The following is a 17921-nucleotide window of genomic DNA, read 5'->3' as shown; positions in this document are numbered from 1 at the left end:
TTTTTTATGAAATATTTAACGTAATAAAATTAGATAGCTCTGGTAACTTTGTTTGAACGAAGACACCTTGTGCATATGTTAATTGATTTTGGTGTGCCATTATCAATTATCTTTATTTTTCTTACATTAGGTTTCCATGTACGGCTAGTAGCATTTAACGCATGGCTTCTATTGTTTCCAAAAGTAGTTGCTTTACTGCATACTTCACACTTTGCCATATATAACACCTCCTTTAATTATTGGAGAATTTTTCTTTCTCATAAATCGGCATCAAAGCAATAATTATTTTAACACAACAATACCTAATAAACAAGCCTTTTCATGCAAAAATTCTCTTAAATTATTAGATAATCGTTTACGGGATTCTATATCTCGTACATATATGCCGTACAAAAATTTATGCAGATAAGGAATGCTGTAAAATAAAGTGGTTTGGGCAAAACTTGTAAAATTGTTTGCTTATTTTACTTTCTTTCAGTCAAAACATGTGTTACAATAAATGGTAATTTATACTTAAAATGTAATAACAAAGGGTATTTAACATATAATTTAATAGAAAAATGTAAGAGGATGGCTAATAAATGCTTATATATGTAAAATAACGGAAAATTTACAATACAATAACACTTTCCGAATATCCAATGTTTATACTTTACCTTAATTGAAAAATTATACTTGGAGTTCAGTTTTTTCCAATTTCATAAGTTTAATTTCCAGGAGGAACCAGAATGAAAACAATGTATGAGTACAACAGATCAGTGGCAAGAGGCGCAGCAATTACAGGAGAGTATCAATCCAGAAGGAACATCGCAGGTTTGCTGCTAGAAGCCGCGGCAAAATCCTATGACAAAGGGATTACTGTTATCAGGGATAATGGAATTGAGGAGTATCTTTCCTACCCTGTCCTCCTTGAAGAGGCTTTAAAACGGCTGGGAGGGCTGCAAAAATTGGGAGTTGCCAAAGGGGAGGTCATCCTTTTGGTTCTCAATGACAGTGCCGATTTTATTTTACACTTCTGGGCCTGTGTTCTGGGCGGATATGTTCCTGCCCCGTTGGCCACACCGGCTTCCGTCAAAGCAAAAAACACACCGCTGGATAAAATACTGGCGGTCTGGAGATTCATGAACAAACCTGTTATTCTTACCGGTGACTATCTTGCCGGAAAACAGAGGGAAATAGAAGAACTGTATGAAGAGAACGGTCTGGAAATGGTTGATTTCTCAAATTTGGATATCAGTAAAAAGGGAACTGTGGATCTATCCGGGTCTGAATCGCTTGCCATCGTCCAGTACAGTTCTGGAAGTACAAGTACGCCGAAGGGAGTAATGCTGACTCATGAAAACCTGCTGGCAAATCTGGAGGCTATTATCAGAGCAGCCCAGGTTACAAAGGATGACAATATGCTTTCATGGATGCCTTTCCATCATGACATGGGACTTATCGGATTTCTATTGACTTCTGTTGCGGTTGGTTTGAAATTTTACGTTATGTCCCCTGTGCGTTTCATAAAAAAGCCGTGCTTGTGGCTGGATTTAATGGATAAGTACAGGATTACCCTTTCGGGTTCTCCTAATTTCGGGTACAGACTAGTTCTAAGGCAGTTGCAGGAAAAACTGTACAATTGGGATTTGAGCTCGGTAAGAGTTATTTTTAACGGAGCTGAGCCAATTTCGGTAGAACTGATGCAAGAGGTTACTCAGAAGCTGGCCCGGTACAAGTTGTCTGAAACCGCTATCCAGCCGGTCTATGGAATGGCAGAAGCTTGTCTTGCGGTCAGCTTTCCGCCATTGGATGAGATACCTGTCATTCACAGGGTGGACAGGTATCTGCTGGCAGGTGAAATGAAGGTCTATGAGAGCCGGGAAGCTTCCCGGACTATTTTATTTGCCGATGAGGGCAATCCGGTTCCGGGAGTGGAAATCAGAGTTATGGATGAAATGGGCCGGGTAGTGGCTGAAAACTCTATCGGAGAGATTCAGATCAAGGGACTTAACGTCACTTCAGGGTATTACAACAATCCTGCTCAGAACCTGAAATCTTTCCAGGAAGGCTGGCTGAAAACAGGAGACCTGGGGTATATGTCAAAGGGCAGGCTTGTGGTGACAGGAAGAATCAAGGACGTGATATTTGTTAACGGCCAGAATTATTATGCCCATGATATAGAAAACAAACTGGAAGTTTTCCAGAAAACCGAGGGCGGCAAAGTGGCCGTATGTGGAATGCATGACCATAGGGACGGCATGGAAAAGGTAGTGCTTTTCTCCAGCTTAAAACGGATCGAGGGGGATATAATGGAGTACTATCGCCGGATTCTTCAATTTATTAACGAAGAGACAGGTATTGTGATAGATTGCGTTGTACCTTTGTCTTCAATTCCTAAAACCACCAGTGGGAAAATCCAGAGGTTCAAAATGATTGAGGAATTTCTGGAAGGAAAGTATTCTGATTCGATTATATACCCTCTTGCAGACAGTAATTTGTCTATTAAAGCCGCCGCTTCTTCCGGAAATGATGCAATCTCAGTAAATCCTGCTTCCAACCGGGAGGTCATCCGCAAAATATGGGCCGAGATCCTGGAAAAGCCTGCCCGAGAAATTACCGATACCGCTGCGTTTACCTCCATAGGGGGAACTTCCGTAAAAGCATTTCAAATGCTGGTGCTTTTGGAGGAAAGGCTTGAAATGGAATTTTCCCATGATATTTTGATCCAGTGCAGAACCATTGAGGATATGGATGAATATATCCAGGTTAAGCGGGCAGGGTAGGGACATTTGTTTGAAGGGAGTTATGCATGTATCAATAATATATAAAAAGGATGTGGTAAAGTGTTAAAAAAAGCAGAAACAGGTAAAGTAATTAAAAGAGCAATAATAGGTGTTCTGGCGCTTGCTGTGGCGGGGGGGATATTTTTCGGGCTGAGATATTATATGCAGCTCCAGGAATACAAAAAAAGGATTGAAGGAATTGTTATTTCCAGGGTAGATTTATCAAATGTCAGAGACGGAAGCTACAGGGGTTCTTTCGACGCCATCTTTGTAGGAGCGGAAGTAGTAGTACAGGTAAAAAATCATACCATTGAAAGGATTGACCTGGTCAAACATAAAAATGAAAGAGGTGCCAAAGCAGAGGCAATCGTGGATAAAATCATCTCAGAGCAGTCAGTAACGGTGGATGTCATATCCGGGGCCACAAATAGCTCAAAAGTTATTCTGAAAGCCGTGGAAAATGCATTGGAATCGCAAAAAGACAACCAATAAATACTTAATTGATTGATTTATTTAATTAACAATACCGGGGGTGAAAATTTTGAAAGATATACTTGTTAATAATGACCAGCTGCACAAAGCTTTACTGCAGGTGGTATCCAATGTGACAGGGCATGCAGTGGAGGACCTGGAGGAAGATTTATACCTGGAAGGAGATTTGGGGATGGATTCCATTAAAATGGTATCCCTGATGAATGAACTTATCCGGTTGGTACCTTCTGAGGAAAGGGAAGCTTTTCAACAGAAGCATCCTGCTTCCGATTTGATGTCGCTGGAAACCATCGGCGATCTTATGGGTTTGTTCGACGGTAAAGAAACGCAGCAGCAAAAGCAGATGGAACAGGAAGACAGTACCCCTTTTTCGGCTGCGGGTGCCAGGTCGATGGTTTTGGGATGTATTGCAGCAATTACAGGTCACAAGGAAAACCAACTGGAGGACGACCTGTTCCTGGAAGGGGATCTGGGAATTGACTCCATTAAAATGGTGTCCCTGATGAATGAGCTGATGAAGCTGGTTCCGGCAGATAAACGGGAGGAATTTACTTCCCTTCATCCCATATCCGGGTTGATGTCGGTTCAAACTGTCGGGGATATTCTTGACATTTTTGATAAATGGGGGCTTGAGCAGTCAACAATTTCTTTAAATAACGGCGAGACGGCTGAAAAAGTAAAGGGGTTCCAGCCCGAGTATCTGGAAATCCTGAATGCACAATATCCTTTTCTGGCAGCTTACTGGTCCGTTTCCAACATAACTATCGATTCCTGTGTGAAGGTTCAGGGTGAATTCAACCTTCAGGTACTGGAGGGTGCATGGAAATTGGTAATCATGAGCCATCCGATTTTGCGCTCGGTTTTTGAAACCGAAGCCTGCGCAAGGCATTTTGGACAGTACAGGCTCAAAATGCTCTCACACATTACACTTCCTGAAATTCCCGTTTATGATATAAGGAATATAAATGCTGAAGAAAAAGAGTTCTTTGTCATGGAGCGGCTGGAGAAAGGCATTAATGGCAAATTTGATCTCTTTACCTGGCCCTTGCACCGCATGGAGATTGTCCTTTTTGATGAAGAATGTTTCGGGATACTATGCTTTTTTAATCATACGGTGACCGATGGACTGGGAAACCAGCAGTTCCTGCGGGAGCTTCTGGAGGCTTACGGAAAGAAACTCCGTGGGGAGGAGCTCACATACGGTAGTTTTTTGCCTCAACAATACAACCAACTGGTAGACCGGATGAACCGGTGGAATTCTCCCGAAGAGTTAAGCCAAATGGAAAAGTATCTGAAAAGTCAGGGGAAGAGCAGGTACTTTTTTAATCCTCTCAGCAAAAAACTTTCAACAGAGCCTTTTAATGCCGTAATCACAAAAACTTCCAAGTATTGGCTGGATGCCGGGACAACAAGCAGGCTCACACGTTGCACCGCGGTTTTTAAGACATCGGTGTTTGTTCTGCTTGTCAGTGCCTATGTCAAAACAATTGCCGGGTATGAAAAACCCGGGAAAAACATTATCCTGAACCTGCCTACAGGAGGCAAGGTCTATCCGGATGCCGATGCCACCGGAGTTCTGGGCTGCTTTGCGCAAAATATGGCCCTAAGCTTTGATACAACCTTGGCGGCCGGACCATGGGAAACCCTGGTGGAACATGTCGGTGAACACATCCGAGGGGCTATAACCTCTGGCTTGGACCGGGCACAGGTTTTTTCGGCAGCCCGGAATGCCGTGACCCAGGAGACACTGGAAAACGGAAAAATGAGTCCGTCGGTTGCGGCATTTATAAGGCAGACTATTAAATCCAACCTGTATCTTTCCTATGTCGGTAATACCGGCCTGAAGGAGCAGTATGACGAACTGAAGGTCTGCGATTATGAAGCATACACCTGCACCAATCCGGGGACCATTGACAATCTTGTGGAGCTCTTTCACGGGAGGCTTATAATCACATCCAATTATGACAGCGGTTTCTTTGACCGCTCCTTTATAGATGAATTGATGCAGGAATACATCAAAAATATCAGGGAACTGGCAGGATTATCAGAGCAGGCTGATACAAAATCAAATGAGACGGTATTGACGTTAGCCCCGTCCTATAGTGATAAAATAAAGCAGCTGTTTGAAGAGGTTTGCCTGCGCAACATATCGCAGCAGGATTTTAGCAGGGATCTGGACGGAGAATTGGGAATGGATTCACTGCAAAGGATACGTTTCATTGCCGGATTGTCCAGACAGATACCGGGATTGGACAAGAATGCAATATTCACATGCAGGACACTTTCAGAAATCGTTAATGCGGCAGGAAATGGTACGGATAACTTAAATATAGTTCAAACTGAGATTCCGTATTTACAAATTGTGGAGCAATGCAAAAAAACACCTGAAGCAGTTGCAATCAAGTTCGGAAATCAGAAATTAACATACCGTGAGCTGCATGACAGCTCCAATAAGCTGGCAAACTGTCTGCAATCCCGTGGAATCAGGGCTGGCAGCTTTGTCGGTATTCTGACCTTGCCGGGTCCTTTCATGCTGCTGGGGATGCTGGGGATTTTGAAAGCGGGAGCAGCATATATACCGGTTGATCCTGTTTACCCTGCAGAACGTATAGAGTATATCATCAACCATTCCAAAATGGAGGTGCTGGTGACTGAACAGGAGTTAAATACACAGCTGGCTGTGCTGCTTGACAGGTTTGCCCACCTCAGGACAGTGGTTTGCATGGATGAAGGAGATGAAGAGGTTTCCTGCGGGCAGATCCGCAGGATAACGCGCAGGGAATGGATGGCCTTCCCGGCTGCCGAACCGGTGTATGAAAGCAGCCCGGACGATTTGATGACAGTGCTGTATACTTCCGGTTCCACCGGTAAACCCAAAGGGGTAATGTTAAACCACCGGGGTTATATGAATCGTTTGGTCTGGCATCAGAAGACTTTCCGGGTGAAACCGGGAGAATGTGTGGCCCAAAGGACTTCCTGCTGTTTTGATATCTCGGTGTGGGAGTTATTCTGGCCGCTTATGTACGGTGCGGCAGTTTGCCCCGTCAGGAAGGATATAGTCCGGAATCCCTGGAAACTGGCACAATGGATGGAAGATAACGAAATCAGCATTATGCATTTTGTACCCTCACTATTCGGAGAATTTGTCAATGCACTGGAAGATGATCACCATACCTTTAAAAAATTAAGATGGCTGATATTCAGCGGGGAAGCATTGCCTATGTCCCTGATACAGAAATGGATGGACAGGTACGGTACGTCAACCGGGCTGGCGAACCTGTATGGTCCCACAGAAGCCTCAATAGACGTGACCTGTCACATCATAGATAAGCGTCCCGGCCTGGACGGAGAAACCAGCATACCGATAGGCAAACCTATCGACAATGTATATATCAGGAATCTTGACCATAATATGCGGGAGCTTCCCGAAGGAGAGACGGGTGAACTCTGGATAGGAGGTATACAGCTGGCAAAGGGGTATTTACATAATACTGAAAAGACCGCCGAAGTTTTTAAACAAAATCCATTCCCTGAAATTCCCGGTGAATTTCTCTACAAAACCGGAGATCTAACTGTGAGAAAAGCTGATGGAAGCTATGAGTTCCATGGGCGGGCTGATCATCAGGTTAAAATTCGCGGTTTCCGTATCGAATTGGGTGAAATTGAGGCGGTATTATCAACTGTTCCCGGGATTAGTGAGGCAGCGGTGACCATGATGGAAGAACCGGAAGGCTCAGGTCAGAAATTCCTTGTTGCCTGGTTGGCAGGAATACGGTTGGAGGACAGGAAAGTGAAGGAGAGTATCTCCCGAAAGCTTCCCGAATACATGATTCCCCACAGGTTTCAATGGCTGGAGTGCCTGCCGAAAAATCCAAACGGGAAATTGGACAGAAAGGCACTTTCTGCGGATAAAGCCAGCAGGTCTGACTCTGCGCGCCTCGCTGTTCGGGCGGCAGAGTCCTCAAATATCCAAACCAGGCAGGATGCCGGGCCTGGGGGACTTCTTGCTCTGACACCGGCACAAAGCTGGCTGATGACTTATTTTGACTATCCATACAGTTGGACCGGATACACACGGTTTTTATACAAAATGCCTTTAGACCTGGAACTTTTTAATCGTGCGCTCAACGAACTGGTAAACCGGCATACTTCTCTGCAATGCATATTTGTTCAGGAAAACTCCAGATGGTATCAGAAAATCATCACTCATAGAGAAATTTTGACGGCGGCTGTATATGACGCCGGTTCAATGGAACCGGTTGAGCGGGAAGAGGCTATGCGGAATTTGGTCAGGGAGACGGTCTCGGGTTTCAGTGTAGAACAGTGGCCTCTGCTCAAGGTCATAATTCTACGGGTGTCCGATTCGCTTTATGATATAGCAGTAGTAGGGCATCATTTGATTTCCGATATGCTGACCAACCATCTTCTATTCAGAGAAATCTGGAGAATATACAGTCAATTGCTCTCAAATCCCAATTTATCAGATATTCATAACCTGGATCAATATACGGATTACATCCAATTGACAGAGTCTGCAAAGTCGGAAAACATGGAAAGCTATCTGGAATATTGGAGAGAAAAATTCCCAAGTCCTGATTCGGCATTTCTGCTGCCGGCGGATTTCACCAAAGGACCGAATAATGAAGGCTCTGCACAGATGGTACATTTCGAATTGGACAAGGAAAGTACGGCACTGCTGACAGGAAAGTTAAAAAAAGAAATGAATGCCGGTGTATATTCCTTGCTGATGGCCCCGTTATACAGAATGCTGGCCCGAAAAACCGGAAGGGAAAAGGTGGTGGTGGGCCACCGGGTACACGGAAGAGATATTGGAAACGGGAGAACATTCCTGCATACTGCCGGAAATTTCGCAGTTAATTATCCGCTCGCCGTGCAGGTTGATCCTGAAGCCGGCTGGGCTGAAGCTGTGGAACAATTTCAGCGTGAAATGTCTAGGGTACCCTTGAACGGGATCAGCTATGATCTTTGTGCCGAGATGTTCCCGATGTATTTGTATCCCGATATCAAACTTGCCGGCATTAGGGCTAATTATCTCGGAATTACCGATACAATGGCTCATCAGACTTTCGAATTCCCAAAAGAGGATATGGACCGGAGGTATTCATCACCGGATCAAAAGAGAATTTCAATACTGGAATTCTTCTTCAGGGTAGAGGAAAAGAAACTGAAGCTTTCCATAGAGTATTCCGGCAACATGTTCAGGGCCGAAACGGTTACCGCCCTGGGCACACAATATATGGATGCTCTGAAAGAATTGATTGCCTCCTCTGAAAGGAGGCAGGCCGGTACTCCGGCTGTACATCTCCACAGGCAGGCAGGCGCGCTGGACCGGAAGGTAGCCCTTGTCACAGGCGGGGGAAGAGGAATCGGAAGAGCGATATCACTTTCCCTGGCAAAGGAGGGTGCCAGTGTTGCCATCATGGCCAAAACGGGAAGCCAGCTGGATGAGACCATGGCCCAGATCCGGAATTCAGGCGGAGATGCATTGGCACTTCCAGGTGACATCACCGATGAACTTGCTGTTAAGGGCCTTATAAAAGAAGTTATTCAGAGATATGGCAGAATCGATATACTTGTGAATAACGCCGGAATTACAAAAATGATGCCTGTACTGAATACTCCTCCCGATGAATGGAAAAAAATAGTAGAGGTCAATCTTTTCGGAACCTATAATTTGTGTTACGCAGTAATTCCGCATATGATAAAGCAGAAATCGGGAAAAATCATCAACATCGGCTCCGATTCTTCCTTCATCGGCTATCCACTTCTGAGTGCTTATGCCGCATCAAAACATGGAATCCTGGGCATCACCAGATCTCTTTCGGAAGAGTTGAAGAATTACAATATCCAAGTCAATGTGATCTGCCCTGCCATGGTCAATACAGATATGGCACCTGCCGCTTTCAGATCAAGAGCAATAGATCCCTCTCAGGTTGCGGAGGTTGCGGTGTTCCTGGCATCTCAGAAATCCAACAGCATCACCGGTGAGGCACTGAAGGTTTACGGAAACCAGGATATGAACTGGTTCGGAGCTCAACATGCAGGACTTCTGAAATCTATACTATAAAATTTGCGGAGAATAAAATGAATGAGGATAACTTGAAATCAAAACATGTTATGGTATTGTACTTTATTCTGGCACTTTTGATCGGTTGTGCAATGGGGATCATCAACCCCATTGCGACAACCCATATGACAACCTGCAATACATCAAGTGTCTGGATTGGAGTTATATCTTCGGCTTATTTCGTGTTCCTCTCCATAGGAGCCATCCTGTCAGTACTTAAATTAAAAGGGAAAAATGTAAAAAGCCTCATGATAGTCGGGCTGGTTACTGCGGCGGTATGTGCAGCACTGTTCCCCTTGTTGAATAATATTTTCCTTTGGCTGTTACTGATGGCTTTAATGGGGATTGGAATCAGCTTTAATATGACAGGTGTGCAGGCAATCCTGCACAGTGTATCAAATACAAACAACCGTGGAGTTGTCAGCGGATTATACAGCTTTTTTTTTGCTGTGGGTTTTATTGTCAGCTCTGTGATAGGACCGGTTATTTATGAAGCGGTTTCCTGGGCGGCATTCCTCGTCGGAACAGCTTGTCTTCTGATCGATGCAACATTGGTATACTTTTTTGTAAAGTATGTCGTAACAATTCCGGTAGCACTGGAGGAAAAAATCATTCATAAAATTCAGCTTCCACTCTTTAGTGCCTTTGTCTATGGATTCTCCGAAACTACTTTGGTGACTATGTATCCAATGTTTTTGATAAATCAGCATTACGATTTGAAGAAGATGGGTTTTTTCCTTGCGGTTTTTGTGGTAGGCAGCCTGGTGGGAATACTGCCTGTTACCCTGCTGTCCGACCGGGTCGGAAGAAAAAAGATACTGGCAGGGTGTATGGCATTGTCTTGTTTTGCCGTCCTTGGAATTGTCCTGTTCGGGGGTTATGAGTCCCGTCTGTTCTTTTCATTTTTTTCAGGTTTTGTAATCGGTCCGCTTTATCCACTGTCGCTGGCCCTATCCGTTGAGGAGGTCAAAGAAAATGATCTGGCTTCGGCCACCTCGTTTTTTACATTTTCCTACGGTTTCGGGTCGGCAGCAGGCCCATTTATGACATCACTTTTAATATATTTTTATGGTGATAAACATATTTTCACCATGTGCCTTGTACTTTTTTCCGCCTTCCTCACATATTTAATGGTTAAGGCATTCCGGGAAAAATTCAACAGTTTGTATGCAAAGGGGGATTGAAAATGAAAAAAACAAAAAAAGAAAATTTAACAAATAACACTCCAGAGGCGTCAACGGTTTGCAGAGAAATTGCTGTGATTGCGGCGGCCTGCCGATTTCCGGATGCTGACACACCCGAAGCTTTCTGGGACAATATTGTAAATGGAAGGTGCAGCTTCAAGGAAGTGCCTTCGGACAGGTGGAGCATCGACCAGTATTACAGCCCTGAGACGGTCTTCGGTAAGACCGGTTGTAGGACCGGGGCATTTATTGAGGATGTATACGGCTTCGAACCCGAAATGTTTAACATTGACGACCGGGAAGCGGCCATTATGGACCCTCAGCAAAGGATCATGCTGGAACTGTTCCATGAGCTTGTGGAAAGGGCAGGATATAACAAAGGTGAAATGGAAAAGAAATTGGTAGGTTTGTACCTTAGTCCGGGTGTGAACCAATTTTACGAATTTCATCTCAATACACTCCAAATGGAGAGGTTTCAGGAATTTAACAGTTTCTCGGCGCTTTCGGATAAACAGCAAGCTGAAATTATGGAGGAATGGAAGAACAGGTTTGGAAAAACTGAGCCCCATCCCAACATTCTGGTAGATAATATTCCCAATATGGTAGCATCCAGGGTATCTCAGGAATTTAATCTCAAAGGTCCCAGTATTGTAGTGGATACGGCTTGTTCCTCGGCGCTTGTGACCATCCACCTGGCATGTGAAGCAATACAGCGCGGGGAGTGTGATATGGCTGTTGCAGGTGGCATTAATCTCCTGCTGACACCAACACCTTATCTGTATTTCAGTTATGCGGGGGCTCTTTCCAACAGTGGAGAATGCCGCGTTTTTGATGCCGGAGCCGACGGTTTCGTGCCCGGCGAAGGGGCTGGAATGGTCATGCTAAAAGCATTTGATAAAGCGGTGGCTGACGGAGACCGGATTCTGGGTGTCATAAAGGCCAGTATGATAAATAACGATGGCCGTTCCATTGGTGTTATGGCCCCTAACCCCGACGGACAAAGGGAGGTAATCGAAGCACTTTATAAAAAATACGGAATGAACCCGTGCGATATACAGTATGTGGAAGCTCACGGTACCGGCACGACTATCGGCGACCCAAGTGAAATACGGGCACTGGCCAAAGCTTTTGGCGGTTGGGATCCGCAGAAACAGTCCATTGCTATAGGTTCGGTAAAGGCCAATATAGGACATTTATTGAATGCCGCCGGAATCGCCAGCTTTATCAAGGTGTTGATGGCATTGGATTATGGTATAAAGCCGCCGGTGGTCAATGTAAACACACCAAATCCGCTTATCAAATTTGAACAAACCCCTTTTAAAGTGCTTAAGGAAGCCCAGGAGTGGAAGAAACTCAAGGGTAAAAAGCGGACAGCCGCCATTAATTCCTTTGGGTTTGGAGGAACCAACTGCCACATGGTATTGGAGGAGCCGCCCGAAACAGCAAATCATTCTCTTACTGAAACGGTACCGGCAGCGGCTGGTATCTTGTGTATTTCCTCCCACAGTGAAGAATCACTGTATGCAAAAATTCAAAACCTGGCAGCAGATATGGAGGTCCACCCTGAGTACAGGCTGGAGGACATTTGTTTCACCTTGAGTACCAGGGAGAATTACGGAAAGTACCGTTATTCCGCTGCAGCTTCCTCCGGTGAAGAACTTCTGGGCCGGTTAAAAAGTGCTGCCCGCACAGATTTTTTTGGAAAGAAAAAGATTAGAGCAGCCTTCATGTTTACAGGACAGGGGTCTCAGTATGTCGGCATGGGAAAAGAACTGTATGAGTGCCTTCCAGGTTTCAGGGACATTTTGGACCAATGCTCGGATGCATTTAAACCTCATCTTGATAATTCCATCATAGACCTGATTTTCGGTGTAAAAGCCGACGAACCGGTTTTATCGCAAACCGGTATAACCCAGCCGGTGGTTTTTTCAATGGATTATGCAATCGGTAAATACTTAATGTCATTGGGTATACAACCGGTATATATGATGGGTCACAGCCTCGGAGAATGGGTAGCGGCATGCCTGGCAGGTTGTATCAGCCTCAGAGATGCAGCTGGGTTGGTTGCTCTGCGTGGCAGACTGATGCAGGAATTAAAGGCGGATGGCTCAATGGCGGCTGTATTTGCTCCTGCCGGCAAGGTGGAAGAACTCATAGCACCATTCAGGGACAGATTATGGATTGGAGCCTATAACGCCACGCATCAGGTTGTATCGGGATATTCCCATACTCTGGAGGAATTTGCCGACCTGCTCCAGAAAAACGGTATTGTCTGCAAAAAGCTCAAGGTATCCCAGGCCTTCCACACCCCTTTAATGAACCCCATGCTGGAGATATTTGAAGAAGCGCTGAACAAGGTTGAATTTTGTCGGCCTGTCATTCCTATCATTTCAAATGTCACCGGTGATGTGATGACCGAAGCACCGGATACCGGCTATTGGACCAAACATATCCTCAGCGCGGTCAAATTCGAACAGAGTGTGAAACGTGCCGGGGAAATGGGTGTTAACAGCTTTATAGAGGTGGGGCCGGATAAAATATTGTCGGGTATGGCCCGGGGTGCGGCGGACCCAAAGGATATCCTGATATGGGAGACACAGGACCGGAAAAAGAAAGGGCTTCATGTCCTTCTCGACACACTTGGCAGTCTGTACGGCAACGGTTTAAATTTGGATTTGAGAAAGCTTGATTACAACAGTAAACCCAGGATTCTGCCCTTGGGCACATATCCATTCAAACACAGGACTTTCAAACCGGATTTTGGCAGCTCGGGCAGCACAGCCGTGTTTAAAAAGCTGTTTCATCGGTGGGCATGGGATAGGGAGGAACGGATAGAGGAGCAGATTGACAGGGACGGTTCCTTAATTATAATACATGACGGAAGTATGCAGGACATTCTTTCGGAGTGGCAGAATTTGCATTATAACAAAGCTTTCCAGGTAGTTTGCGGAAGGGAATATAATTTTGACGGTGATGGGTTTTTCACCGTAAATCCGGGCAATTCAGCCCACTTTAAGAAAGTTCTTGAAAATATTCCGGAACAGCAGGTCAACGTACTCCACCTGTGGAATTGTCAGCAGGAATGCTGCAATCCGCAGGAAATACTGGCAAACGATACACTGCTGGAACAGGGGGCTTTCAGCCTGATACACCTTGGAAAGGCCCTAGCTGAACGGGCAGGGAAGTCAAGGGTAATGGTTGTAACCAATCGCATGTCCCCGGTTATGGAAGGAGATACTTCACAAAATCCTCATCAGTTTATGGCAGCAGCTTTAGGACTTGCTGCAGACCAGGAAAATAACGGAATTGAATTGTGTGTGCTTGATCTGGACATGGCTGAATATCCCACCGGAAAAGAACTGCTGGAGGCTGCCGTCAGGGAATTAAACTCCGGATTTCCGGACGAATCAATGGCAGCTGTGCGCAAGGGATGCAGATATGTCCGTAAACTTCAAAAGATGGATGAGAGCAATCAGCAGCAGGAAGTGGAATTCATTGACGGAGAAACCTATTTGGTCACCGGCGGAACCGGCCCGGTAGCGGGTGAAATTTGCAAGGTACTTGCAGGGCAGGCAAAGCTGAACCTGATATTAACCGGCAGAAAGCCATTGCCCGGGGGAGAAAAGGCTGTATCATCGGATGCTGATCCTTCAATTGCGGATAAATTGGAAGTACTTAAGTCCATTGAGCAGGCTGGTTCAAAAGCTGCCTATTATCCGGTTGATGTCAATGATCCGGAACAAATGAAGGAATTGATCCAAACCGTTAACCGGGAATGGGGGCCGGTCAATGGAGTGGTTCATGCCGCGGGTTTATGGGATGCGTCCTCCTTCCAGCTTCTGTCCAAGGAACTTGATATAATTAAAAAGGTACTGCAGCCGAAGGTTCAGGGGACAATTATCACTGATCTGGTTACCAGGGATCAGCCGTTAAAATTTTTTGCAGCTCTGTCTTCGGTTTCTGCCTCCAGAAAATCATGGTCTGCAGGACTTGGAGACTATGCTGCTGCCAACGCTTTCTTAGATGGCTACACATATTATAGAAATTCGGTTGGTGCTCCCGGAAAGACAGTGGCATTAAACTATTCATTATGGGCTGAGAAGGGCATGGTTCAAAAATTCGGGGATGCAACGCTTTTGGCTGTCAAGGCCCAGGGACTCAATCCGTTGAAAGCCGAAACAGCAGCTGCTGCCTTTCTTCCGGCCCTTCGGTTTAAGCAGGAAAGTGTTGTTCATATTCTGGACCTGATCCCGGTTACCGGAAAAAGCCCAACCTTGCCGGTAATAGAGAAAACAGCATTTGAGAAAAGTTTCTCAAAGGGAAATAGTGTACTGCCTGTTAAAAATGTAAGGGAGCAGGTATTAAAATTGATTGCGGGATATCTGGGTATCCCGGAAGAACAGCTTGATATATCCGCCAACTTCATGGAAATCGGACTGGATTCCATAGGTGCAACCAGGGTGATCAGCGACATAAGCCGACTGCTGAACATGGAGCTGTATCCTACTCTGGTATTTGAGTACCAGACTCCTGAGGAATTGATACGATATATTGAGAATACCTTGAAACAGGCCGGAGAAGCAGGCAGTCCCGCTGAAACGAAACCCGGTCAGGCCTGTGAGGCAGCTCATGGAGCGGAAGATGATGACATTGCTATTATCGGTATGAGCTTACGGGTGCCGGGGGCCAATACCCTTACGGAGTACTGGGATATTATAAAGGAAGGAAAGTGTGTCATAGGGGACATCCCTGCCGAACGCTGGGACGCGGAAGAATTCTACAGTACCGATTCCGGCTCTGCTCATACCATGTATAGTAAAAAAGGTGGTTTTATCCGTAATCCTTACGATTTTGACCCCTTGTTTTTCGGAATCTCACCCAACGAAGCAGAAGTAATGGATCCGCAGCAGCGTATTTTTTTGATGGTGGCATGGGAAGCCCTTCAATCTGCCGGTTACGGGGGAAAACACTGTACAAACCGCATAGGAGTATTTGCAGGCACAGAGCAGAATACATATATGGAACATTTTGCAGGTTACAATTCGTATATGAGGATTAAGAGAAAATTGGGGGAGAATGAAGCTTTCAAGAGTCTGGAGAAAGACAAGCAGGAAAAGATCTTGTCAGGTATTCTAAAAACACTTGAGCCGGCTAAAATGGTTGCCGATGCGGTGGCAGGTAACGGTCTTAATGAAATAGCCGCAAGGGTCAGCCACTGCCTGAACCTGACCGGACCCAGCCTGATTGTCAATTCTGCCTGCTCCTCCTCACTTGTGGCTGTACACCTCGCCTGTGAAAATCTGCGCTCCGGTCAGGCCGATATGGCAATTGCCGGAGGAGTCAATCTTAATCTGAATCCCACTCCCTTTATCTGCTTGAGCCGAGTGACGGCGCTATCTCCCACGGGAGCCTGCTATCCCTTTGATAACAGGGCGGATGGGCTGGTACTTTCCGAAGGGTCTGGAGCTGTATTGCTTAAACCTTTAAAAAAGGCCTTACAGGATAAGGATTTCATTTATGCGGTTATTAAAGGCTCTGCAATTAACAATGACGGCCGATCCCAGGGAATAACGGCACCAAGGCCCCAGGGTCAGGCCGAAACCATTAGAAACGCTTACCTGAAGTCCGGAATAAATCCCGAAACCATTTCGTATATCGAGACCCATGGTACAGGTACGCCGTTGGGGGATCCTATTGAGGTTGAGGGAATGACTCTTGCCATGAGAACTTTTACCGATAAAAAAACTTTTTGCGGTATAGGATCAGCCAAAGCAGCCATTGGCCATATGCTGTCGGCGGCAGGAATCGTAAGTCTGATCAAGGTGGTTCTGGCCCTTAATAACAGAATGCTTCCCCATACGGTGAATTTTGACAGGCCAAACCCCAATATCAACTTTGAAAGCTCTCCCTTTTATGTAATCAGCAAGGCACCGAAGAAATGGGAGAGTACGGGGGATTTCCCCAGGAGAGCGGGTGTCAATGCTTTCGGGTTTGGAGGGACCAACGCTCATGTGATCCTTGAGGAGGCACCGGCAACAGAAGCGGAGCAGGAAGCTTACGAGAAAACGCCATATATTCTTACACTAACCGGAAGAAATGAAAAAGTGATAAAAACAATTGCCGCCAAATTAAAGGATTATGTGATCCAAAGCGGTGTGGATGCAGGTTCTGTCTGCTATACCATGAATAATGCGCAAAAGGAAATGTCCTTTAAGCTGGCAGCCACAATCAGTAACAAAGAGGAGCTGCTTGAGACTTTGGAAGCCATTGAAAATGGCAATTTGCAAGGCAATATTTTTAAAGGCCGTTCCAATCCCAACAGAGAAATGCCTGTTTATCTTGTGATGCAGGATGAAGAGCCATTAAGTGAGGGCCTTGTTGACACAATCGGGAAACGGTACAGGATATTTGACGAAGCTTATGGGAAGTGCATGGACATATGCACTGAATGTGCGGACACCAGGGATGGGATTGTTCATGACAGGGTCAGGTTATTTTCCTTCCATTATGCTACGGGTGTTCTGCTGCACGATTTTGATGTTGTACCGTCAGGCATTTTTACAGGAGGAACAGGAATTGCCGCAGCAATGGCGTTAACAGGACTTGTTTCACTAAAGCAAGCGGCTGCCATGGTTTGTGAGATAAACCCCGTTGCTGAGGAGTCGGAAGGAATAACTGCGGCTTTGTTCGGCAACTGTGAGGTAATCACGGAGCAGGGTCCGGTTTCAAACGAAAATCTTGTCTGGTATGTGCAAAACCGGGAGATTTACAATTTCAAAGTCAACGCAGGATGGATCAATTCCTCGGCAGGTAAGGATGATGCTCTGATTTTTATAAAGTCAAGCTGTGAAAACCTGAAACAATACAACAGTAAGGCCTTCGGAATGTTTTCCGGAGATCTGTCGGAACCATTATCCGAGGAGCCTGTGAATAGGCTTCTGGCAGGTTTATATACCTGCGGAGCCAGATTCAATCCGGGGAGGCTCTACGGAAAAAATACCGGGAGGATACCTCTGCCCACATATCCATTTGAATATCAAGCCTATAAGGTTTCCTTCAAGGATGATTCATTGGTTAATGCTGCTGAAGCAGAAACAGTGGTCCGGCCTGTTCCGGTTCAGACCGCCATCCGGCATGAAAGTAAACCTGTCCCCTCAGTATTGCAGCTGGTGAAAATGGAAAAGCTTCCTGTTATGGATCCGGAGGAGAGGAAAAGGAGTCTGGAAATGCTGAAGGCAGATTTACTGCGTATTCCATAGGTACACCGGCAACAGTGCAGTTTGTGCCGTCAGTCAGTCTGGAATTTTTCAAATACCATGGACAAGAAACACAGACAATGCAATAAAAGCAGGGTCTGTGTTTCTTTAATTATTTTCGGTTTTTCAGGTTTTC

6 protein-coding genes are annotated in these 17921 nt (G+C 45.6%); 5 read left to right on the top strand and 1 reads right to left on the bottom strand.

The genetic code is table 11. The features are described 5' to 3' along the window. Positions 1-29: 29 nt before the first annotated feature. Complete coding sequence (gene rpmB / locus CTER_RS05735) at positions 30-218, bottom strand: 50S ribosomal protein L28 (protein ID WP_004617754.1); 189 nt, start codon at positions 216-218, stop codon at positions 30-32. A 510-nt stretch (positions 219-728) separates the two neighbouring features. Between rpmB and CTER_RS05730 the strand changes: the two genes are divergently transcribed. Genes CTER_RS05730 through CTER_RS05710 form a run of 5 tightly spaced genes read left to right on the top strand, consistent with a single transcriptional unit; the run spans position 729 to position 17788 of the window. Further along, a complete protein-coding gene (locus CTER_RS05730) occupies positions 729-2765 on the top strand; it encodes a non-ribosomal peptide synthetase (protein ID WP_004624210.1) in 2037 nt (678 codons plus the stop codon). A gap of 60 nt (positions 2766-2825) precedes the next feature. Continuing rightward, the gene (locus CTER_RS05725) at positions 2826-3257 is read left to right on the top strand and encodes an FMN-binding protein (RefSeq protein ID WP_004624097.1); all 432 of its coding nucleotides are present in this window, start codon (positions 2826-2828) and stop codon (positions 3255-3257) included. Positions 3258-3306: 49 nt separating this feature from the next. Next, on the top strand, positions 3307-9345 hold the full coding sequence (locus CTER_RS05720) for a non-ribosomal peptide synthetase (protein WP_004624225.1): 6039 nt from the start codon (positions 3307-3309) through the stop codon (positions 9343-9345). Positions 9346-9362: 17 nt separating this feature from the next. Continuing rightward, complete coding sequence (locus CTER_RS05715; protein WP_004624029.1) at positions 9363-10529, top strand: MFS transporter; 1167 nt, start codon at positions 9363-9365, stop codon at positions 10527-10529. Between the two features lie 2 nt (positions 10530-10531). Then, positions 10532-17788: a type I polyketide synthase gene (locus tag CTER_RS05710; RefSeq protein WP_004624119.1), complete on the top strand. Its 7257-nt coding sequence runs from the start codon at positions 10532-10534 to the stop codon at positions 17786-17788. Positions 17789-17921: the final 133 nt, after the last annotated feature.

Origin of the sequence: Ruminiclostridium cellobioparum subsp. termitidis CT1112 (assembly GCF_000350485.1) — a bacterium.
Classification (GTDB): Bacteria; Bacillota; Clostridia; order Acetivibrionales; family DSM-1351; genus Ruminiclostridium; species Ruminiclostridium termitidis.
Note: the sequence above shows the minus strand (reverse complement) of the source record. Positions and strands in the feature narration are given on the sequence as shown.